At 68.6% G+C, this 20467-nt stretch carries 21 protein-coding genes; 10 read left to right on the plus strand and 11 right to left on the minus strand.

Features of this window, described 5'->3' with window-relative positions; translation table 11 throughout:
- Positions 1-82: 82 nt before the first annotated feature.
- Positions 83-1072: an adenosine kinase gene (locus tag LR948_RS08860; RefSeq protein WP_232753646.1), complete on the minus strand. Its 990-nt coding sequence runs from the start codon at positions 1070-1072 to the stop codon at positions 83-85.
- A complete protein-coding gene (gene nth, locus LR948_RS08865; protein ID WP_232753647.1) occupies positions 1069-1713 on the minus strand; it encodes an endonuclease III in 645 nt (214 codons plus the stop codon). The genes LR948_RS08860 and nth overlap by 4 nt, the downstream gene beginning before the upstream one ends.
- 102 nt (positions 1714-1815) lie before the next feature.
- On the opposite strand from nth, the gene LR948_RS08870 reads away from it, so the two are divergent.
- From LR948_RS08870 to LR948_RS08880, 3 genes are all read left to right on the plus strand, one after another.
- Complete coding sequence (locus tag LR948_RS08870) at positions 1816-2664, plus strand: methylated-DNA--[protein]-cysteine S-methyltransferase (protein ID WP_370634923.1); 849 nt, start codon at positions 1816-1818, stop codon at positions 2662-2664.
- Between the two features lie 117 nt (positions 2665-2781).
- Complete coding sequence (locus tag LR948_RS08875; RefSeq protein WP_232753649.1) at positions 2782-3444, plus strand: OmpA family protein; 663 nt, start codon at positions 2782-2784, stop codon at positions 3442-3444.
- A gap of 113 nt (positions 3445-3557) precedes the next feature.
- Complete coding sequence (locus LR948_RS08880; RefSeq protein WP_232753650.1) at positions 3558-4109, plus strand: NADPH-dependent FMN reductase; 552 nt, start codon at positions 3558-3560, stop codon at positions 4107-4109.
- 95 nt (positions 4110-4204) lie between these two features.
- Here the strand turns inward: LR948_RS08880 and LR948_RS08885 are convergent, their stop codons facing one another.
- Positions 4205-4894 (minus strand): sugar transferase, encoded by a 690-nt coding sequence (locus tag LR948_RS08885; protein WP_232753651.1) that lies wholly within the window; start codon positions 4892-4894, stop codon positions 4205-4207.
- A 731-nt stretch (positions 4895-5625) separates the two neighbouring features.
- On the opposite strand from LR948_RS08885, the gene LR948_RS08890 reads away from it, so the two are divergent.
- The 6 genes from LR948_RS08890 (at position 5626) to LR948_RS08915 (ending at position 9497) form a co-directional block, all read left to right on the plus strand.
- Positions 5626-6240 (plus strand): ribonuclease D, encoded by a 615-nt coding sequence (locus tag LR948_RS08890; RefSeq protein WP_232753652.1) that lies wholly within the window; start codon positions 5626-5628, stop codon positions 6238-6240.
- A gap of 5 nt (positions 6241-6245) precedes the next feature.
- A complete protein-coding gene (locus tag LR948_RS08895; protein ID WP_232753653.1) occupies positions 6246-6869 on the plus strand; it encodes a hypothetical protein in 624 nt (207 codons plus the stop codon).
- 16 nt (positions 6870-6885) lie between these two features.
- Complete coding sequence (gene lptA, locus LR948_RS08900; protein WP_232753902.1) at positions 6886-7401, plus strand: lipopolysaccharide transport periplasmic protein LptA; 516 nt, start codon at positions 6886-6888, stop codon at positions 7399-7401.
- A gap of 1 nt (position 7402) precedes the next feature.
- Positions 7403-8161 (plus strand): LPS export ABC transporter ATP-binding protein, encoded by a 759-nt coding sequence (gene lptB / locus LR948_RS08905; protein WP_232753654.1) that lies wholly within the window; start codon positions 7403-7405, stop codon positions 8159-8161.
- Between the two features lie 241 nt (positions 8162-8402).
- Positions 8403-8972 carry a ribosome hibernation-promoting factor, HPF/YfiA family gene (gene hpf / locus LR948_RS08910; RefSeq protein WP_232753655.1) on the plus strand — a complete coding sequence of 190 codons (570 nt, stop codon included), beginning with the start codon at positions 8403-8405 and terminating at the stop codon, positions 8970-8972.
- A 60-nt stretch (positions 8973-9032) separates the two neighbouring features.
- A complete protein-coding gene (locus tag LR948_RS08915; RefSeq protein ID WP_232753656.1) occupies positions 9033-9497 on the plus strand; it encodes a PTS sugar transporter subunit IIA in 465 nt (154 codons plus the stop codon).
- Between the two features lie 256 nt (positions 9498-9753).
- Here the strand turns inward: LR948_RS08915 and LR948_RS08920 are convergent, their stop codons facing one another.
- From LR948_RS08920 to cysQ, 8 genes are all read right to left on the minus strand, one after another.
- The gene (locus tag LR948_RS08920) at positions 9754-11175 is read right to left on the minus strand and encodes a sulfotransferase domain-containing protein (protein WP_232753657.1); all 1422 of its coding nucleotides are present in this window, start codon (positions 11173-11175) and stop codon (positions 9754-9756) included.
- A 7-nt stretch (positions 11176-11182) separates the two neighbouring features.
- Complete coding sequence (locus tag LR948_RS08925) at positions 11183-12883, minus strand: beta-1,6-N-acetylglucosaminyltransferase (protein ID WP_232753658.1); 1701 nt, start codon at positions 12881-12883, stop codon at positions 11183-11185.
- Positions 12880-13890 (minus strand): glycosyltransferase family 2 protein, encoded by a 1011-nt coding sequence (locus LR948_RS08930; protein ID WP_232753659.1) that lies wholly within the window; start codon positions 13888-13890, stop codon positions 12880-12882. The genes LR948_RS08925 and LR948_RS08930 overlap by 4 nt, the downstream gene beginning before the upstream one ends.
- A 62-nt stretch (positions 13891-13952) precedes the next feature.
- Positions 13953-15098 carry a glycosyltransferase family 1 protein gene (locus LR948_RS08935; RefSeq protein WP_232753660.1) on the minus strand — a complete coding sequence of 382 codons (1146 nt, stop codon included), beginning with the start codon at positions 15096-15098 and terminating at the stop codon, positions 13953-13955.
- Positions 15099-15153: 55 nt separating this feature from the next.
- Complete coding sequence (gene galE, locus LR948_RS08940) at positions 15154-16140, minus strand: UDP-glucose 4-epimerase GalE (RefSeq protein ID WP_232753661.1); 987 nt, start codon at positions 16138-16140, stop codon at positions 15154-15156.
- A gap of 3 nt (positions 16141-16143) precedes the next feature.
- Positions 16144-17031, minus strand: a complete 888-nt coding sequence (gene galU, locus LR948_RS08945; RefSeq protein ID WP_232753662.1) for a UTP--glucose-1-phosphate uridylyltransferase GalU — start codon at positions 17029-17031, stop codon at positions 16144-16146.
- An 87-nt stretch (positions 17032-17118) separates the two neighbouring features.
- The gene (locus LR948_RS08950; protein ID WP_232753663.1) at positions 17119-18348 is read right to left on the minus strand and encodes a glycosyltransferase family 2 protein; all 1230 of its coding nucleotides are present in this window, start codon (positions 18346-18348) and stop codon (positions 17119-17121) included.
- A 3-nt stretch (positions 18349-18351) separates the two neighbouring features.
- Positions 18352-19149, minus strand: coding sequence for a 3'(2'),5'-bisphosphate nucleotidase CysQ (gene cysQ, locus LR948_RS08955; RefSeq protein WP_232753664.1), 798 nt, complete (start codon positions 19147-19149; stop codon positions 18352-18354).
- A 123-nt stretch (positions 19150-19272) separates the two neighbouring features.
- On the opposite strand from cysQ, the gene LR948_RS08960 reads away from it, so the two are divergent.
- The gene (locus LR948_RS08960; RefSeq protein WP_232753665.1) at positions 19273-20103 is read left to right on the plus strand and encodes an ABC transporter permease; all 831 of its coding nucleotides are present in this window, start codon (positions 19273-19275) and stop codon (positions 20101-20103) included.
- Positions 20104-20467 lie beyond the last annotated feature (364 nt).

Here is a 20467-nt window from a genome sequence, read left to right on the forward strand (position 1 = left end):
AGGGCCGCCCCGGCGGCGGCGCCCTAGGTCAGGCGCGGCCCCGAGCCCCGGGGCGCGCGCGGATCGCGGGGCGGGGCCTGGCTCAGACCAGACCCTTGTCGCGGAAGAGATCGGGCAGCGAGGTCTCGGGGCGCGGGCCCATGTGGCCGATCACCTCGCGGGCGGCGGCATGGCCCATCTCGCCCGCGCGGAACATCTCGGCCCCGGTGACCAGCCCGTAGAGGAAGCCCGCGGCGAACTGGTCGCCCGCGCCGGTGGCGTCGACCGGGGTGATATGCTCGACCGGCACATCGGTCCGCGTGCCGTCGCGCAGGATGGTGCAGCCCTGGCCCGAGCGGGTGCAGACCACCAGCGGGCAGATCGCGGCGACCGCCTCGAGGTCGGCCTCGAGATCGTCTTTCTGGAACAGCGCGCGGATCTCGGCCTCGTTGCCGATCACGTAGTCGAGCTCGTTCTCGATGAAGTCCAGGAAGTCGGCGCGGTGGCGTTCGACGCAGAAGGGATCGGAGATCGCGATGCCCGCCTTGCCGCCGGCCTTGCGGCAGGCGCGGGCCATCTTGGCGAAGGCGTCCTTGCCCTTGTCCTTGTCGAAAAGATAGCCCTCGAGGAAGACCACCTCGGCCTCGGCGGCGACCGCCTCGTCGACGTCGTCCGGGCCCAGTTCGGCGGAAATCCCGAGGTAGGTGTTCATCGAGCGCTCGCCGTCCGGCGAGACGAAGATCATCGAGCGCGAGGTCGGCAGCTCGCCGCCCGGGGCCGGCGGGTTCACGAAGGCGGTGCCGATCTTCTCCATCTCCTCGGCGTAGAAGCGGCCCAGCCCGTCGTCCTTCACCCGGCCGACGAAGGCGGTGCGCAGCCCGAGGTTGCCCAGCCCCGCCAGCGTGTTGGCGACCGAGCCGCCGGGCGCCTGCACCCGGCCTTCCATCGCGCCATAGAGAAGCTCGGCGCGCTCGCGCTCGATCAGCTGCATGATGCCCTTCTCGATGCCCATGTTGTCGAGGAAACTGTCCTCGGCGCGGGTCAGCACGTCGACGATGGCATTGCCGATGCCGGCAACCTGGTACTTCTTCATTCTGTCTTGTCCTCGAATTGGCAGAGGTCGCGGATCAGGCAGGCCCTGCATTTGGGCTTGCGCGCGACGCAGGTGTATCGGCCGTGCAGGATCAGCCAGTGGTGCGCGTGCAGCTGGTAGTCGGCGGGCACGTGATCCTCGATGGCGCGTTCGACCGCGGCCACGTCCTTGCCCGGCGCGATGCCGCTGCGGTTGCCGACCCGGAAGATATGGGTGTCCACCGCCTGGGCGGGGTGGCGCCACCACATGTTCAGCACGACGTTGGCGGTCTTGCGCCCGACGCCCGGCAGGCTTTCCAGCGCCGCGCGCGAGTTCGGCACGGTGCCGCCGTAGTCCTCGGCGAGGATGCGGCTGAGCTTGATGACGTTCTTGGCCTTGTTGCGGTAAAGCCCGATGGTCTTGATGTGCTCGGTCAGCCCCTCTTCGCCGAGGGCGAGCATCTTCTCGGGCGTGTCGGCGACCTGGAACAGCGCGCGGGTCGCCTTGTTCACGCCCGCGTCGGTGGCCTGGGCCGAGAGCGCCACCGCCACCACCAGGGTATAGGCGTTGACATGCTCGAGCTCGCCCTTCGGTTCGGGCTCCGCGCCGTGGAACCGGGCGAAGATCTCGCGGATCGTGTGGTAGTCGAGCTGCCGTGCCATCGCGCATGTTCATGCCCGCCCCGCCCGGGATACGCAACAATCGGGTCGCGCGGCGGGCCGCCTGCGCGGTAAAAAGGGCCCAGAGAGACGAGGATGTGCCCCATGACCGACCAGAGCCCCATGCCCGGCCAAAGCGCCTATCACTTCGAGGTCATGCGCCGCGCCATAACGCTGGTCGACGAGATGGGCCCGGCGGCGCGGCTCGACGAGCTGGCGCGCGAGATGTCGATGAGCCCGGCGCATTTCCAGCGGGTCTTCTCGGAATGGGCGGGCGTCAGCCCGAAGCGCTACCAGCAGTATCTGACGCTGGGCCACGCCAAGGCGCTGCTGCGCGAGCGGTTCACCACACTCGAGACCGCCCATGCGGCGGGGCTTTCGGGCAGCGGGCGGCTGCACGACCTGTTCCTGCGCTGGGAGGCGATGAGCCCCGGCGACTACGCGCGGGGCGGCGCGGGCCTCGCCATCGACTGGGCCGAGGTCGACAGTCCCTTCGGCCCGGCGCTGGTCATGGCGACCGAGCGCGGCATCTGCGGCATCGCCTTCACCGCCGAGACCGGCCCCGAGGTTGCCATGGATGACATGCGCGGCCGCTGGCCCGAGGCCGAATACCGCGAAGCGCCTGAAAGGCTCGGCCCCATGGCAGGCGCGGTCTTCGGCGCGGGCGGCGAGGTGGCGCTGCATCTCATCGGGGCGCCCTTCCAGATCAAGGTCTGGGAGGCCCTGATGCAGGTGCCCTCGGGCCATGTGACCACCTATTCCGAGATCGCCGGCGCCATCGGCCACCCCAAGGCGGTGCGCGCGGTGGGCACGGCGGTCGGGCGCAACCCGATCTCGCTGCTCATTCCCTGCCACAGGGCGCTGCGGAAGTCGGGCGGTTTGGGCGGCTACCACTGGGGGCTGCCGGTCAAGCGCGCGATCCTCGCCTGGGAGGCGGCGCGTTCCGAAGCCTGAGCCCTTTCGGCGGCAAATCGCCGAGGATAACCGGAATGTTTTTGGATAACACGGAACCCCGCGCATATCGTCCGGCTTGTTCATGCGTAATTCAACGCGATCACGGACGAGGAAATAATGATCCGAGCGAAGTCTTCCCTTCTTCTTGCGAGCGCCGGTCTTGTCGCGCTGACCGCCTGCGCGCCGCTCAACGACCCCAACAACCCCAACCGCCAGGCCCAGACCGGGGCGCTGATCGGCGCGGGCGTGGGCGCGCTGGCCGGTGCCGCCGCCGGCAATGACCCCGAAGAGCGCCGCCGCAACGCCGCCGCCGGGGCCCTGGTCGGGGCCGCGGGCGGCGCCGTCATCGGCAACCGCCTCGACAAGCAGGAGGCCGCGCTGCGCCAGCAGGTCGGCAACGACAACATCGACATCCGCAACACCGGCGAGCGTCTGATCGTGACCCTGCCGCAGGACATCCTGTTTGCCACCGACTCGACCGCGGTCAGCCCCGGCATCCAGGGCGACCTGATCGCCGTGGCGCGGAACCTGCAGCAGTATCCCGACACCAACGTGCAGGTGGTCGGCCATACCGACAACACCGGCGATGCGGCCTACAACCAGGACCTCTCGCAGCGCCGGGCGCAGGCCGTGGCCTCGATCCTGACCTCGAACGGCGTGCCGGGCTTCCGGATCAACACCATCGGTCGCGGCGAGGACCAGCCGGTCGCCTCGAACCTGACGCCCGAGGGCCGCGCGCAGAACCGCCGCGTGGAAATCGTGATCCTGCCGACGGCCTGAGCGCCGCCGCGCCAGGACTGACGCGAATGGGATGCGCCGCGGCTTGCCGCGGCGCATTTTCGTTGTAGCTGGGCCCGGGACGGAAAACCGACGACCGAAAGGCCCTCCGACCCATGTCCGACCTCACGCTCCTGACGATCTCCGGTTCGCTGCGCCGGGCCGCCACCAACCGCAAGCTCGCCGCCGAGGCGGCGCGCCGCTTCGGTCCCGCCGAGGTGCAGGTGGCGGACCTCGATCTGCCGCTCTACGACGGCGACCTCGAGGAGGGGCAGGGCATTCCCGCCAAGGTGCAGGCGCTGGCCGATGCCATCGCCGCGGCGGATGCGGTGGTGATCTCGACCCCGGAATACAACAAGGGCATCTCGGGCGTCCTGAAGAACGCGCTCGACTGGGTGAGCCGCACCGAGGGCAACCCCTGGCGCGACAAGCCGGTGGCGCTGATGTCCTCGGCGGCGGGGCGCGCCGGCGGCGAGCGCTCGCAGAACATGGCGCGGCTCTGCCTCAACCCCTTCCGGCCCCGGCTCCTGCCCGGGCCCGAGGTGATGATCGGCAGCACCTCCAAGGCCTGGAACGCGGAAGACCGGCTGGCCGACGAGCGGGCGGGCAAGCTGCTGGACGAGCTGATGGGCGATCTGCGCGCCCTGGCCGAGGCCGGGCGCGGCTGAGGCGCCTTTGCGCCTGGGCTTGCGGCGAGGCCGCCTCGCCGGAACGTATTGGTTTTGAGAAACAGACGGGCCGGGCGCAGACGCCCGGCGGCCCCTCAGTAGCCGGTCCCGGTGATCACCACCCGCACCGTGCGGACCAGGATGCGCAGGTCGGTCCAGAAGGAGAGCGCCCGCAGGTAGGCGCTGTCGAAGGCCGCGCGGTCGACGAAGCTCGATTCGTTGCGCACCGAGGTCTGCCAGAAGCCGGTGATGCCGGGGCGCATCGCGTAATAGGCCGAGCCGGGGTAGAGCCGCGCCTGCTCCACCATCATCGGGCGCGGGCCGACCAGCGACATCTCCCCTTTCAGCACGTTCCAGAGCTGCGGCAGCTCGTCGATCGAGCTTTTGCGGATCACCCGACCGATGGCGGTGATGCGCGGGTCGCGGCGCAGCTTCTGGCTGCGCTCCCATTCGCGCGCGGCCTCGGGGTTCTGCGCAAGATAGGCGCTCAGATGGGTCTCGGCGTCGGGCACCATGCTGCGCAACTTCAGCATCCAGAACACCCGGCCCTCGCGGCCGAGGCGCTTCTGGTAATAGAGCGGCGAATGGCCGTCGCGGGCGATCAGCAGCATCAGCGGCAGCACGATCAGCAGCGCCGGCAGCGCCGCGACCAGCACCAGCGCGATGTCGAGGCCGCGCTTGAGCAGGTGCCGGTAGAGCCCGCCGTGCCGCGCCGCGCGGCGCGGGGTCAGCCGGTCGCCCTCGAAGTCGGAAATCGGAAACTGGTTACGCAGGTGAATCGTCACTGGAAAAAATCCCCGTACTTGCCTCGTGGCGAGGAAGAGCGCAGGCGGGACGGTTACGGCGCGTCCCGCGTCGATTGCGATCTCCATCGCGTGTCAGGTGAAGCACCGGCCCCCCAGGTGCGGATCGTCAAAGCGGCGACAATGTGGCGACCGCCTGTCCAAAGGTTAAAAGATTGGGGCGAAAATTAGTCAATAATGTCAGAACTGAGGCGGCGGCCCTCGGGTGCCCTTGGGGCAGGGCGTCGCGCATCTTCAGGGTGTGCGTTTGCGGGGCGGGACACGTCTTGAATGTGAGATGTGACGCCGCGCGACGCGAAGTCCGATCCGTCACGCAGCCCCGATCCGGCGCTCATTGTTTCCTAATTGATCCGAATAACGGGCGTTCTTCCCGAAAACCCGGCCTGATTGTTCTCGTATGTGGGGTAATCGCCCTGCGGCGAGCGATAGCGCAACCCCGCCGCCCAACCCCGCGCCCCACGCAGCGGGGCAAGCGCTGCCCCGGTATGCCAGTTGCCGAAACATTCACGAAAATATTTTCTCGTGCCGTGGAAGGATTTGCCCACTCTGCGCCGCGCGGCACCAATCCTCGCCTATCGGAGACATTGTTCGCGCAGGCCCTGCCACAATTGATTTGATTCGCCGCGCGCCCGCCGAGGGCTTACATGGCGAGGAGTTGCGCCGGCCCCCTTGCGGCTCTATCTCCCGCCCGACGCGACGATATCGGAGGGTGCATGGCCATTCATCTCTACCAGGGCGATCTGCCCGACGGGCTCGACCTCGGCCGCGAGGTCGCCATCGACTGCGAGACCATGGGACTCAACCCGCATCGCGACCGGCTCTGTGTGGTGCAGCTTTCGGGCGGCGACGGCGACGCGCACCTGGTGCAGGTCGCCAAGGGCCAGACCCGCGCGCCCAACCTCGAGCGGCTGCTGACCGACCCCGAGGTGCTGAAGCTCTTCCACTTCGGCCGCTTCGACATCGCCGCAATGCAGCATACCTTCGGGGCGCTCGCCGCGCCGGTCTATTGCACCAAGATCGCCTCGCGGCTGGTGCGCACCTATACCGACCGGCACGGGCTGAAGGCGCTCCTGCAGGAGCTTCTGGGCATCGACATCTCCAAGCAGCAGCAAAGCTCGGACTGGGGTTCGGAGAGCCTGAGCGCGGCGCAGCAGGAATACGCCGCCTCGGATGTCCTCTACCTGCACCAGCTGCGCGACAAGCTGAACGAGATGCTCGAACGCGAGGGCCGGAGCGAGATCGCCCAGGCCTGTTTCGACTTCCTGCCGATGCGCGCGCGGCTCGATCTCGAGGGCTGGCCCGAGACCGACATCTTCGCGCATTCCTGACGGCCATGGCGCGCGGGCAGGGCACCTATTCGCAGGTCGTGGCGGGGCTGAAGGTTCTTCTGCCGCTGATCGCGCTCGGGCTGCTGTCGACGCTCTTCCTGTTTTCGCGAGACACCGACCCGACCCGGAACCTGCCGGTCTCCACGGCTGAAAGCCTGAAGGACCGCGAGTCGCAATCGGCCAGCGGCGCGGTCTATACCGGCGTCGCCGAGAACGGCGCCGAGGTCACCATGCGCGCCGCAGCGGCCCGGCCCGACCCGGCGGGACCAAACGGCATCCTGGCCGATATGTTCGACGCCACGCTGGCCTTTCCCGACGGCAGCCGGATCGACCTCTCGGCGCCCTCGGCCAGCATGGACAACGGCGCGGGCGCGGCGAAATTGACCGGCGGCGTGGTCATCGACAGCTCCGCGGGCTACGTCATGCGCACCGACAGCCTGACCTCGGCGATGAACCGGGTGGAGATCGAAAGCGGCGGCCGGGTCGAGGCCGACGGCCCCGCCGGACGGCTCACCGCGGGGCGGATGCGGATCACCCCGGCCGAGAGCCCGGAGGCCGAAGAGGGGGATGTGCAACTGCTTTTCACCGACGGCGTTCGGATGGTATACGAGCCGCAACAACAGGAATGAGTGCGACCCGATGGTGATGTTCCGAGCCCTGGCCCTCCTGGCCTGCATCCTGCCGCTGCCGGCCCTCGGACAGGGCGCCGAGGTGGCCTTCGGAACCATGCGGCAGGACAGCTCCCTGCCCGTCGAGGTCAGCGCCGACCAGCTTTCCGTCGACCAGTCGAGCGGCACCGCCGTCTACACCGGCAACGTGGTGATCGGGCAGGGCGACATGCGGCTGGCCGCGCCGCGCGTCCTGGTGGTCTATACCGAGGGCGCCAGCCAGATCGAACGGCTCGAGGCGACCGGCGGGGTGACCCTGGTTTCCGGCGAAGAGGCCGCCGAGGCCGAGCGCGCCGATTACAACGTCGCCCAGGGTACCGTGGTCATGGTCGGCAACGTGCTTCTGACCCAGGGCGAGAACGCGCTGACCTCCGAACGCATGGTGGTCAATCTCGACGACGGCACCGCCCAGATGGACGGCCGCGTGCGCACCGTCTTCCAGCCCGAAGAGGACACCACCGGCGAAGGTGGCGGCCAGGCGGGGGCGCAATAGCATGGCGCGACCCGAGCTGAGCGTCGCGGAGGGGCAGGCGGGCCTCTCGGTCGCGCATCTGCGCAAGAGCTACAAGAAGCGCGTGGTGATCCGCGACGTCTCGATGTCGCTGAACCGGGGCGAGGTGGTCGCGCTTCTCGGGCCGAACGGCTCGGGCAAGACCACGACCTTCTACGCCATCGCCGGGCTTGTGAACCCCGAGGGCGGGCAGGTCACCATCGACGGCCAGGACGCCACCTACCTGCCGATGTATCGCCGCGCACGGATGGGAATCGGCTATCTGCCGCAGGAGATGTCGATCTTCCGGGGCATGTCGGTCGAGGACAACATCCTGGCCATCCTGGAAATCTCGCTCAAGGATCACTCGCGGCGGCGCGAGCGGCTCGAGGATCTTCTGGCCGAGTTCTCCATCGAACACCTGCGCCGCGCCCCGGCGCTGGCGCTTTCGGGGGGTGAGCGGCGCCGGGTCGAGATCGCCCGCTGCCTGGCCGCCGATCCGAAGTATCTGCTGCTCGACGAGCCCTTCGCGGGCGTCGATCCGATCAGCGTCGGCGACATCCGGCACCTGGTCGCGGACCTCAAGACCCGCGGCATCGGGGTGCTGATCACCGATCACAACGTGCGCGAAACCCTCGAGATCGTGGACCGCGCCTATATCCTGCACGACGGCCAGGTGCTGATGTCCGGCTCGCCCGACGAGGTGGTCCGCAACGAGAACGTCCGCAGGGTCTATCTGGGCGATTCCTTCCGCATCGGCTGAGCCCAGCGCGGCCCGTCCGTCAAGCTCCGGTTTCATTTGACAGAGCGGTCGAAGAAAGCCTCAAATGGGGCCATGACGCCGTGCACCTTCGCCACAACAGACCGAAGGGCCCCTGTAACAGGGACGGTCGACCACAAGCTGTCGGCACCGCGTCAACGTCCGGCCCGTCCGTCACCCGCGACCTAGCCCCCGGCGCCCTGCCGAGGGGGGACCGAGCCAATAACCAGAAGGACACGACTCCATGCGCTACCAGATTTCCGGAAAACAGATCGACATCGGTGCCGCCCTGCAAAGCCACGTTCAGACCGAGCTTGGCGTGACGGTGGAAAAATATGCCGGTCGGCCGACGGATGCTCAGGTGGTGTTTTCGAAGGCGGCGCACGAGTACATCTGCGAGGCGACCGTGCACCTTTCGACCGGGCTGACCTGCACGGCCAAGGGCCGCGCCACCGAGATCTACGCCTCCTTCGACGCCGCGACCGAGAAGATGGACAAGCAGTTGCGCCGCTACAAGCGCCGGCTGAAGGACCACCACAAGGAACGCACGAGCCCGGTTGAACTCATCGGGGCGTCCTCGTATATCCTCGCCGGCAACGAAGACACGGCAGAGGAGAGCGCGGAGCCCGACTCGCTCCAACCGATCATCGTCGCCGAGATGGAGACCAAGATCCCGTCGCTCTCGGTCGGAGAGGCGGTCATGCAGATGGAACTGGCCGGGGCGCCCGTGCTGGTGTTTCGGAACGACAAAAAAGATGGTGTTAACGTTGTGTATCGCCGGGATGACGGAAACATCGGCTGGATCGATCCGTAAGGCGACAGAACCAGGTTCACTCCCAGGGCGGCAGGCCGCCTGAGCAGAAAAGTCAGACAGATGAAATTCGTTGATCTCCTCGTGCCGCAGGCGGTGAAGGTTATGGGTGCTTCGTCCAGCAAGAAGCGCGTCATGCACGACCTCGCCGATGTTGTCGAAAGCGCCTATGGCATCGCCGCGCCGCAGGTGGTCGAGGCGCTGATGGAGCGCGAAAGCCTGGGCTGCACCGGCGTCGGCCATGGCGTCGCGCTGCCGCATGCCCGGCTGCCGGGCATCCACGAGGTCAAGGGTGTCTTCCTGCTGCTCGAGAAGCCGGTGGATTTCGACGCGGTCGACCGTCAGCCGGTCGACGTGGTTTTCGGGCTCTTCGCGCCCGAGGACGCGGGGGTCGAACACCTCAAGGCCCTGGCGCTGGTCAGCCGCACGCTGCGCGACGCGGCCTTCTGCGGCAAGCTGCGCGCCAATCCCGACGCCGGCAAGCTTTACACCATCCTGACCGAGGCGCAGTCGGTGCAGGCGGCCTGAAAGCCGCAACCTTAGAGACAGATCGCCCCGGCCACGCGAGATGCTGGCCGGGGCGATGCTTTTCTGGGGGGCTGGGGGCCGGGTGCTGCTCTAGAGGCGGTGTCCGTGTGGGACGTGACGCGGCTTTTGACCGCTGTCGTGCTCGCGACGGCGCTGCTTTTGAGCGGAGTGCCCCGCAGGCGATGGTGATGCTTCTGATGCGTTGCAGCGCAGGCGGCGACGATGCACTTCTAGGCAGCGCCCCACCGCCCGCGCCTCAACCCCAGTCCGAAAACCCGAACATCGTGTAGTCGCGGGCATAGGCCTCCTGGGCCAGGGCCTCGAGCGTGTCGTCATAGACCTGCGCCAGCCCGAAAGGCGCCTGCGTCGGCCGCGGCTCGGGGTCGGGCGCGGCCGGGCAGCCGACCTGCAGCGCCAGGGCGGGCAGATAGGCGGCCATCTCCTCTTCGCGGATCACCATGTCGGGAAAGGTGAACTCGGCCATGCCCAGGAGCGTCTGCGACTGGCTCGCCCAATGGCCGTCGGTGCGGATCGGCGTCTGCCCCGCGAGGTTCGCCTTGCAGAAGCGCAGGAAGCCGGTGAAGGCCTCGCGGTGATCCTCAAGGCTGTAGTCGGCGGGATCCTCCTTCAGCGGCAGCCCGTAGGTCTTGACCAGATGGGCGCGGATCTTGCCGAAACTGCCCGGCCCGGTCGCCAGGATCTTCGTGCAGAAGGCGTCATGGGCGCGGGCCAGCGGGTGGCGGATCACCGTGAAGCTGCGGTGGCCGGGGCGCGCGCGCTTCCAGTGCCGGAGCGTGTTCTGGCTGAACTTGGTGACCAGCGCGTCTTCGTCGACGCCGTCGAGCGCGGCGAGCCAGGCCGTGACCGCCGCCTCGGGCCCTGAGCGGATCGGCATGTACAGAAGATCCGCGCGCGCCGCGGCCACATAACTCGGCACCAGCGGGCCGCGCCGGGGCTCGAAGTTCGGCGTCCGCGCGAGGTTGAACCCGTCGAGCCGCACCAGCGCCTGCTCCATCTCGGCGTAGTTCTCGACCTTCTCGGAGAGCGGCTTGGGGTTCTGCACCTTGAGCGAGCGGTCCAGCGCCTCGAGCCGCTCGGGCACCCCGAGCCAGGCCGCGAGGCCGTTCATCACCTCGAGGTCCTGCAGGTCTTCATAAGCGATATAGAACGCCGTCTGCCCCGAGCGCTGCAGCGCGTTCAGAAGCCGCACCTGGAAGCCCTGCTGGGCGGCGAGATGCGCCTCGAACTCGCGCGGGTCGAAACGGGCCTTCTCCTCGCGGCGGCGGCGGACGTTGGTCAGCTTCCACTGGCCCGTCTGCTGGGCGATCTTCCAGCTCACGTAGGAGTCGACCGGGTTGCGCGTCAGCACGATCTTGGCGCAGCGCGGGTCCTCCAGAAGCGGCGTCAGCACGCGCGGGTCGTGGTCGTGGAAGTAGCGGAAACCGCCCAGCCCCTGGGTCGCCTTGCGGATCTGCGCCAGCAGCCGCTCGGGCTTGGCGTCGCGCTCGGGGCGGGTGATGCCGAGGATGTCCTCGGAGTTGGGATAGCCGATGAAATGCGGGTTGAAGGCCTCTCCGTGGCAGGTGACCGAGGGCAGGGCGTTCAGGTTGGTCTCGAGGAAATTCGACCCGGTGCGCATCTCGGCGAAGACGACGAAATAGTCGAAGGCGGCGGGCATCGCGGGGCTACTTCCTGACCAGGTAGGGCTTGCGCGCCGGCCGCTGGCCGTGGCGCGGGGCGGGATCGACGGGGAAATCCCCCATCAGGTAGGGGTGCATCCCCTGGTTCTTGAGGTTCTGCAGGAACTGCCCGAAGCCGCTCAGATCGGCGAGCCGGGGCGCCTCGGCCAGCCGCCGGGTGGCGCGCTGGCCGATCTCGTCGATGATGATCTGCAGAGGCTCCATCGGGGCCTCGATGAACTCGGCCATGGTCCAGATGCGGATCCGCGCCTTGGCGTCGGGCGAGCGCAGCTCGTCCAGCATCTTGGCCTCGATCTTCTGGAGCGCCGCCGCCTCGGTCCGCAGGTCGGCGAAATCCCGGTTCGACTGGAAGAGCGGCACCGCCCAGGCGCCCGAGATCACCGAGATCTGGGCATTGGGGTCCTGGGCGAAATGCCAGTTGATCTTGGGGTTGTCATGCGGGCCGTATTGAAAGCACTGCCGCTCGCCGCGGGTGTTCCAGACCAGGTTGGTGAGGAAGGCGCGCGGGTTGTAGTCGCGCAGCGCCGCGCTGTCGGCAAGCGCGCCGTTCAGGATGCGCTGACCGTTGACGAACTCGGCGCGCTCGGGCGCGTAGAGATGGCCGTGCACCTGCGCGCCCGTCGCCCGCGCGAGCCAGGGCTCGAAGTCCTGGAACAGCTCGGTGAAGCCCTGGAAGACCGAGTATTTCCCCGCCGTGCGGCCGTTCTCCCAGCCGTGGTTGGGAAAGCGCGACTGCATGTAGAGGCCGGCCCGCCCGCGGGTCCGCCGCTCCACCGCCTTGGCGAAGATGCGGTCGATTTTGCCGGGGTTGGGCTCGGTGGCGCTGGCCCCGCGCGCGCCTTCGCCCAGGAAGACCTGGTAGAGCCGCTCCGCATGCGGCCAGATCTTCCGCGCGACGAAACAATCCGAGCGCCGCAGGAGCTGCAGGTGATCGTCGTAGAAGATATGCGGCTTGCCCTGGAAATCGAACTTCGACAGCGTCAGCGAGCGGCTTTCGATATTGGTCGAATAAAGCCGCGCGAGGGTCTGGAAGTAGCTTTCGTCGGGGATCCAGACCGAGCGGAAGTAGCGGTCATGCGCGGCGCGGCGCGGGTCCTGCAGGATCGCCGAGAGCGTCTGCCGGGTCAGGCACCACCACTGGCTGCCCATATGCGGGGTGAGGCCCTCGGGGATGCGGCGGCGGTAGCCCACCGCGCGCTGCAGCTCGACGAAACGGTCGAAGAGATACCGCTGCCGCCGCCAGGAAAAGGGGAAATGCATGGTGAAGCGCTCTTCGTCGAGGCCGCCGACGGTCCAGGGCACATCGGCGGTGGTGGCGCTTTCGATGAAATCGGTGCGCGGGCGCTCCTCGAGATAGGCGATCAGCTCCTCGACCGGGCGCAGCGGCAGGCAGGAGCCCGAGGCCAGGTAGACATGGCGCACCTCGGGATGCGCCGAGAGCATCAGCTCGCTCGCGTCCTGGCTGGCGCGGACCAGCGCCCAGCTGCCCCAGTTGCAGGTGTGCCGGCGCGAGAAGCGGATCAACCCGTCGTCGGCCAGGGCCTCGCGGAAGGCGGCGAAGGCGCGCTGCGGCACCTTGCGGTCGACATGGATGACCACAGGGCAGCCCGCCCGCGTCCAGTGCCGCGCCACCTGTTCGGCGCGCCCCAGCGCGGTGTGCACCAGCATGACGATGCCGACGCTCATGCCCAGTTGCCCTTGGACATGAGGCCCAGGATCTCGAGTTGGCGCCAGTTGATGTATTTCTCGCTCCACTTGCACCAGAGGTCGGGGTTGTCCTTCAGCCCGTCCGCATAGGCGAGGTATTCCTTCGAGCCGCCGTAGTGCTGGCGGCGGTCCAGCTCCTCCTCGGCCTTGGCCGAGAAGGTGTCGAGGAACTTGGTGTGCAGCAGGATCCCCGAGGCCTTTTCCCCGCCCCATTCGTCGTAGACGAGGTTCAGCCCGCGCGGCAGCAGGTTGTGGGTCGAGCTGACATAGGCATAGCGCCGGTCCCATTTGACCAGCGGGATCTTGTTGAGCGCCGGCGCCCGGGCGGGCTCTTCGGTGAAGAACATCCGCGCCCGCGGCCCGCCCTGGATCCAGAGGTTGCCGAACTTGGGGTTGCGGGTGATCGCGTAGTTGCCCGCGTCGAACCAGGAGGCGATCTCGAGCGGGTCCTGCCCGGGCGCATAGGGTTCGGCGTCGATCCGGCCCTTGGGATACATGTCGAGAAGCATCGCCCCGAAGGACTTGATCGAGGAGGCGTCGAGCCAGTCGGTCAGCGCCCGGATCGGCCGGGTGTCGCAGAAGGGGTACAGAAACAGCTCGTCGGGATCGACCACCAGGCACCAATGGCCGTGCCCGTGTTTCATCTGTAGCCAGTTCAGCCAGTCCACCCCGAAGCGCGCGCGCTTGTAGCTCTTGGGCGTGGTCCAGACCGAGACATCGGGCTGATCGGCGAGGTAGTCGAGCGAGCCGTCGGTGGAATCGTTGTCCACGATCAGGAAGTGATCGACGCCCATCTCGCGGTAGTATTTCAGGAAATACGGCAGCCGCAGCGCCTCGTTGCGCTGGGTCGAGAACAGCAGGATGTCCGAGGGGTTGATCCGGTCGGTCCGGTTGGCGATGGCGCGCAGATCGCGGCGCTTGCGGAAGGCGCGGATGCGCCAGCGCCGTCGCTGCAGCCTCAGCCGGTATGATTGCCAGACGCCCACCTGCTGCCTCGCCCTATGTCTCGTGCCTCGTGACGGCCTTACCGTCCGCTTATCGGCGGCTATCAGACGTGGGTTAAGACGATCCTGAAATGGTCGTCCCAGCCGGGCGGGCGCCAGGCCCCCGGCCGGTCATCCCGGTCGCCGTTCCGCGTCGCGGCCCCTTGGGCCAGCCGCATTATCTTGTCGTGCCAAAGATAACCCTCTGCCACATCTGCGTAAACGGCCTTGTCGCCCAGGACCTCGCGCAGCACCGGCAGGCTGTTGCAGAGAACCGGCACCCCCAGGGCCGCGGCCTCGGCGGGGGGCAGCCCGTAGCCCTCGGCGAGCGAGGGGAAGAGCAGCCCGCGGCTTTCGGCCAGAAGCGCCGCGACCGCAGCGTCGGGCAGGGCACCCAGCTCGTGCACATGCGCCGGGCGGGCGTCGAGCCGGGCGAAGACCTCGGCGTTCCGCCAGCCGCGCGCGCCCAGGATCAGGAGGTGCGGCGCCTTGGGGCCAAGCTCCTCGGTCAGTCGCGCCCAAAGGTCGAGCAGGAAGCCATGGTTCTTGCGCGGCTCGATGGTGCCGAGCGCCACGAAATAGGGCCGTGCGGTCCAGGGCCCCTCGGGCGCCTGCCCCGGGCGCGGCACGGCGACGCCGAGGGGCGCCGTCACCACGTTCTCGCGCCGCCCGGTGAGGCGCGCGATGTCCTCGGCGGTGGCGCGAGAATTGGCGATCAGCAGATCCGCCTCGGCGCAGGCCCGGTCGAGGAGCGCGCGGAAGCGCGGCACGGTGCCTTCGCGCTGCATCTCCGGCAGGTCGAGCGGAATCGTGTCGTGGATCATCACGGCAATGCTCAAGCGCGGCACCGCGCGCAGCCCCGCGACGGTCGCCGCCGTGAGATTGCTGTGCCCGACGTTCAGATAGGCGCTGCCCGCGGGCAGATGCCGCGCCAGCATGGGGCCAAGCGCGCCTTTCCGCGCGCGGTCGAGGGCCAAGGCGCGATGCGCCTCCTCCGCCGCCGCGCGGGCCGGATCGCCGCGCCGGGCAAGCCGGGCCAGAAGGCCGGGCTGGGCCTCGGGTGGCGCATCAAGCCGCGCCGCGAAGGCCCGGCAGCCGGCCTCGTCCAGAAGCAGATACCCCAGCGCCGTCCGCACCAGCCCGAACAGCGGCACGGGAGCGGCCAGGAGGTGATCGAGATAGGCCCGTTCGACCCGGTCCACGCCGGTCATCTGCCGCCCCGCGCGACTGGTCAGCCGCGTGAGGTCGAGGCACCGGGCCGGGGGCTCAGCGCGTGTAGCGGCCGTGTTGCTGCCAGCGCCAGGCATCTTCGATCATCCGGGTCAGGGTGGAGCGCCGCGGGGACCAGCCCAGCTCCTCGCCCGCGCGGCGCGAGCCCGAGACAAGCTTGGTCGCATCGCCCGCGCGGCGCGGGCCCTCGGTCATCGGCACCTCGCGGTTGGTCACCGCGCGGGAGGCCTCGACGACCTCGCGGACCGAGAAGCCCGAGCCGGTGCCGAGGTTGAAGACCCGGCTGCCGCGTCCCTCGAGAAGCCAGTCGAGCCCCAGGAGATGCGCGTCCACCAGGTCCGAGACATGAACGTAGTCGCGGATGCAGGTGCCGTCGGGCGTGTCGTAATCGGTGCCATGGATGGTCAGCGCCGGGCGCTTGCCCTCGATCGCCTCGAGCATGACCGGCACGAGGTGGGTCTCGGGGCGGTGGTGCTCTCCGATCTCGCCCTCGGGGTCGGCGCCGGCGACGTTGAAGTAGCGGAAGATCACCGAGCGCAGCCCATGCGCGGCCTCGAAATCGCCCAGCATGTCCTCGATCGCGCGCTTCGACTTGCCGTAGGCGTTGAGCGGCTCCTGCGGGGTCTCCTCGTCCAGCACGACGTTGTCATGCTCGCCGTAGGTGGCGCAGGTCGAGGAGAAGACGATGTTGCGGCAGCCGTGGTCGACCATGGCCTCGAGCAGGTTGAGCGCGCCCAGCGTGTTGGTGCGCCAGTAGCGCCCCGGCTCCTGCATCGCCTCGCCGACAAGGCTGAGGGCGGCGAAATGCAGGACCGCGCTCGGGCGATGCGTCTCGAAGGCGCGGTCGAGGCTGGCCCGGTCGAGAAGGTCGCCCTCGGCCAGCGGCCCGAACTGCACCGCGTCGCGCCAGCCGGTGGCGAAATTGTCGAAGGTCACCGGGGTATGGCCGGCCCGCGCGAGCGCCTTGCAGGCGTGGCTGCCGATGTAGCCCGCGCCGCCGGTGACAAGAACCGTCTCACCCATGGATCAGCCGATCTTGCCGTCGGCGACCATCCCGTCGAGGAAGCCCTTCAGGTCGTCCTTGAGGTCGGGACGGCTGAGACCGAAGGCCACCGTGGCCTGCAGGAAGCCCGCCTTCGAGCCGCAGTCGTAGCGCTGGCCCTCGAAGCAGAGCCCGTGCACGCCCTCGCCGTCGATCTCTTGCGCGATGGCGTCGGTGAGCTGGATCTCCCCGCCCGCGCCGGAGCCCAGCTCGTTGAGATTGTCGAGCACCTTGGGGGTCAGGATGTAGCGCCCGATCACCGCGAGGTTCGAGGGCGCCTCGGCGGGCTTCGGCTTCTCGATCATGCCGCGCACCGAGACCAGCGGGCTGTCGCCCCGGTCGGCGTCGAGGATGCCGTAGGCGCCGGTCTTCTCCTCGGGCACCTCCATGGCGGCGACCATGTTGCCGCCGGTCTCGGCATAGGCCTCGACCATCTGCTGCAGGCAGGGGGTCTTGGCCGCGATCACGTCGTCGGGCAGCATGACCGCAAAGGGCTCGTCGCCGATCAGCTTGCGCGCGCACCAGACCGCGTGGCCGAGGCCAAGCGCCTTGTGCTGGCGGGTATAGGCGATCTCGCCCGACTCCATGTTGGTGGCCTGCAGGATCTTCAGGAGTTCGTCCTTGCCCTTGGCCTCGAGCTCCTGCTCGAGCTGCGGAGCGGCGTCGAAGTAATCCTCGAGCGCGCCCTTGCCGCGCGAGGTGATGAAGATGAACTCCTTGATCCCCGCCGCGCGTGCCTCGTCGATGGCGTATTGCACCAACGGGCGGTCGACGAGGGTCATGATTTCCTTGGGAACGGATTTGGTGGCCGGCAGGAAGCGGGTGCCGAGGCCGGCGACGGGAAAAATGGCCTTGGTAACGCGGTTCTTCATGAAAGGCTCCTGAACAAATTCACCGATACTCTAGACAGGCTGCAGGCGCATTGCAGCTAGGAACGGCGCCCGCGCGCGGAAAACCTCTCACAGGTTGCGGCGGGTTGCGAGCGCCGCGCGCAGTGTGCCCACGCGGGTGGCAAAGCGCGTCCAGCGAAAGCGCGGCTCGTCGCGCCGGGCGCGGCCGAAAAGCCCGCCGCTCTGCCGCCAGATCCCGTCCGCGCCGAAGCGCATCCGGTGATAAAGCGCGGTCGGGCTGAGGGTGAGCACCGTCGCCGTCGCGCCCTCGGTGAGGGCCCGGCGGGCCTCGGCCTCGCGGGCGCGGCGCTGCCAGGGGCGCCCGGCAAAAAGCCGGTGCGGCGCGCCGGGGCGGGCGGTGAAAGGCAGGAAGCCGGCGCTGGCGCGCGGCAAGGGGCGCAGATGCGGGATTTCGCGGGTCGCACCTTCGCGGATGCCGCGTTCGAGCCCGCGCATCAGCGCCCAGACATCGCCCGGATCGAGCGCGCCGGCCTGCATCGACCGGAGGAGCCGCTGGCGCTGCTCGACCCGCAAGCGCTCGAGCGCCACGGCATGTTTGGCTTCGGGCAGGTGCTTGCGCAGGAAGACCATGGTCGAGGCGCCGATCTCGGTCAGGTCGCGCGGCGTACGGTCGGCGCGGCGGCGCGGGCTTTCCGCCATGCCGTGATGCACCAGCGCCCGCGGCACCAGCGCCGTCGCCCGGTCCTCGGCGGCGAGCCGCAGGTTCAGGTCGGTCTCGTCGAGGTAGAAGCGGAAGGCATGGTCGAAGCCGCCCATGACCGCGAGCAGGTCGCGGCGGAGCGCCATGTTGGTGCCCTCGGTCTTGATCGCCCGGCCTTCGCGCGGGGCCAGGACCACGGGCGCCTCGTCGGCGAGCCGCAGCGGATGCCGGCGGCCCGCGCCGTCCACCGTCGCCGCGCCCCATTGCAGCGAGATGCCGTTGCGCCCGATCACGTAGCCGCCCGCCGCCGCCACCTCGAGGTCGCCGAAGGGCGCCACCAGATGCGTCAGCCAGGAGGGTTCGGGCACCGCGTCATCGTCGATGAAGCCCAGGATCTCGCCCGCCGCGGCGGCGATGCCGCGGTTGCGCGCCGCCGAGATGTTGGGCTGGTCGTATTCCAGGCCCTTGACCTCGGCGGCCTTGGCATGGGCCTCGACCGCGCGGAGGCCCGCCGGGCAGGCCACGACCACCACCTCGAGGGCTGGGTAGTCGAGCTGCGCGAGCCCCGTGAGGCAGCGCGCCAGGGCCTCGGGGCGGCCCCGGCTCACCACGATCACGCTGACGGGCAGGGCGGCCATGGCTCAGCCCTCCTTCAGGTCGACCCCGGGCGCATAGGCGATGAAGAAGGGGTTGGCGAAGCCCGGCTTGCCGTAGGTCAGCGGCGTGTGGTCGTCGAAGCGCACCACCCGGCCGCCGGCGCCCGCGAGCACCGCCTGGCCGGCGGCGGTGTCCCATTCCATGGTGCGCCCGAGGCGGGGATAGAGGTCCGCCTCGCCGGTCGCCACCAGGCAGAACTTCAGCGAGGAGCCGGCCGAGCGCGAATCCTTCACGCTGTAGAGGCCGATGTAGTCATCGGTCGCCGCGTCGCGGTGGGACTTCGAGGCCACCACCATGAGCGCCTCGTTGTCGGGCTCCGAGACCTTGAGCGGCCGGGTGGTGCCCGGGGTCTCGTGGTCGAAGGGGCCCTCTTCCTCGACGCTGTTGCCGACGCTGTCGGTGTAGAACATGCGCTTGCGGGCCGGCGCATAGACCACGCCGCGCACCGGCAGGCCGTTCTCGACATAAGCGATGTTCACGGTGAAATCGCCGCGGCGGTTGACGAATTCCTTGGTGCCGTCGAGCGGGTCGACGATCAGGAAGGTCGAGACCTCCTGGTCGTGGCTGGCCGATTGCTCCTCGGTGACCAGGGCGACATCGGGGAAGGCCTCGGTCAGACCTGCCGAGATCAGCGCGTCGGCGGCCTCGTCGGCCTCGGTCACGGGGCTGGCGTCGGCCTTGGTCTTCACGTCGAAGTCATCGGACTCGTAGATCTGCATGATCTTTTCGCCGGCCTCGAGCGCGAGGCGCCGCATCACCTGGGTCAGTTCGGAATAATTCAAACTCTCGCCTTTCCCGCGGCACAATTCCCGCGTTCATTGATTTGAAATCGCCCGGACCTTATGCTTGCCCGCGCCGGGCCGGGCAAGCGTCTCAGCCCGGTTTGAGGAGGCAAGGCAGGCCCCATGTTCGACAAGATCCAAGCGCGCAGCCGCACCGCCGGCGCGGTCCAGATCGCCGAGCTGGTGTTCCACAACGCGGTGCGCAGCGTGCGGCAGGGCCACAACAACGCCATCCTCGCCGTGGTCACCAACATGCTGCAGGCGGTGATCTTCACGCTGGCCTTCTATTTCATGTTCCGGCTCTTAGGCATGAAGGCCTCGCCGATCCGCGGCGACTACCTGATCTTCATCATGTCCGGCGTCTTCCTCTACATGACGCATATCAAGACCATGAGCGCGGTGAAGGCGGCGGGCAACGCGCTGGGCCCGATGATGCAGCACGCGCCGATGAACACCGCGGTGACGATCCTCTCGGCGATGCTCTCGACGCTCTACATCCAGACGCTGTCGCTGATGGCGATCCTCTTCGTCTACGACGCGCTGGTCGAACCCGGCGCGCTGGCCTCGATCCACGATCCGCTCGGCGCCTACGGGATGCTGCTGATCGCCTGGGCCTCGGGGGCGGTGATCGGGATGGTCTTCATGGCGCTGGCGCCCTGGGCGCCGACGCCGATCGGGATCCTGACCACGGTCTATTCGCGCGCCAACATGATCGCCTCGGGCAAGATGTTCGCGGCCAACATGCTGACGCCCAAGATGCTGGCGATGTTTTCCTGGAACCCGCTGTTCCACGCCATCGACCAGGCCCGGGGCTTTGCCTTCCTGAACTACTGGCCGCGCAACTCCTCGATCTCGTACCCGCTCTGGGTGATCGTGACGCTCCTGATGATCGGGCTGATGCTGGAGTTCTACACGCGGCGGCGGATCTCGGTGTCCTGGAGTGCGCGGCGGTGAGGGGGCTGACGGGGTTGGGCCCGAGTCGAACATAGCTCAGGCCGTGGATCTTCTCCCGAAGAATGGTATTTGCCCACTTGCGCCCGAATAGCACCGAAGGTGCCGGGCGCGCGCCGGACCGGCCCCTTGGGCCGGCGCTCTTGTGGGTGGTGCGCGCACTTCATCCCTAGCCCTGACCTTGCTGCCATTAAGCGCCTCGCTCAGAGGTCGGCAGCGCCGGCCCCCGGTCCGGCGCGCGCCCTCTGTTTGGGCGGGGTGAGAGGGTGGTGGGTGCGAAATGGGGGCTGTCGATGCGGCTTTGCGGGGTGCGGGGCAGGTTGCCGTCGCTTTGCAGAGAGGGAAGTTTGAGCGGCTCGTCGGAGTG

The organism is Roseivivax sp. GX 12232 (assembly GCF_021272185.1).
Classification (GTDB): Bacteria; Pseudomonadota; Alphaproteobacteria; order Rhodobacterales; family Rhodobacteraceae; genus Roseivivax.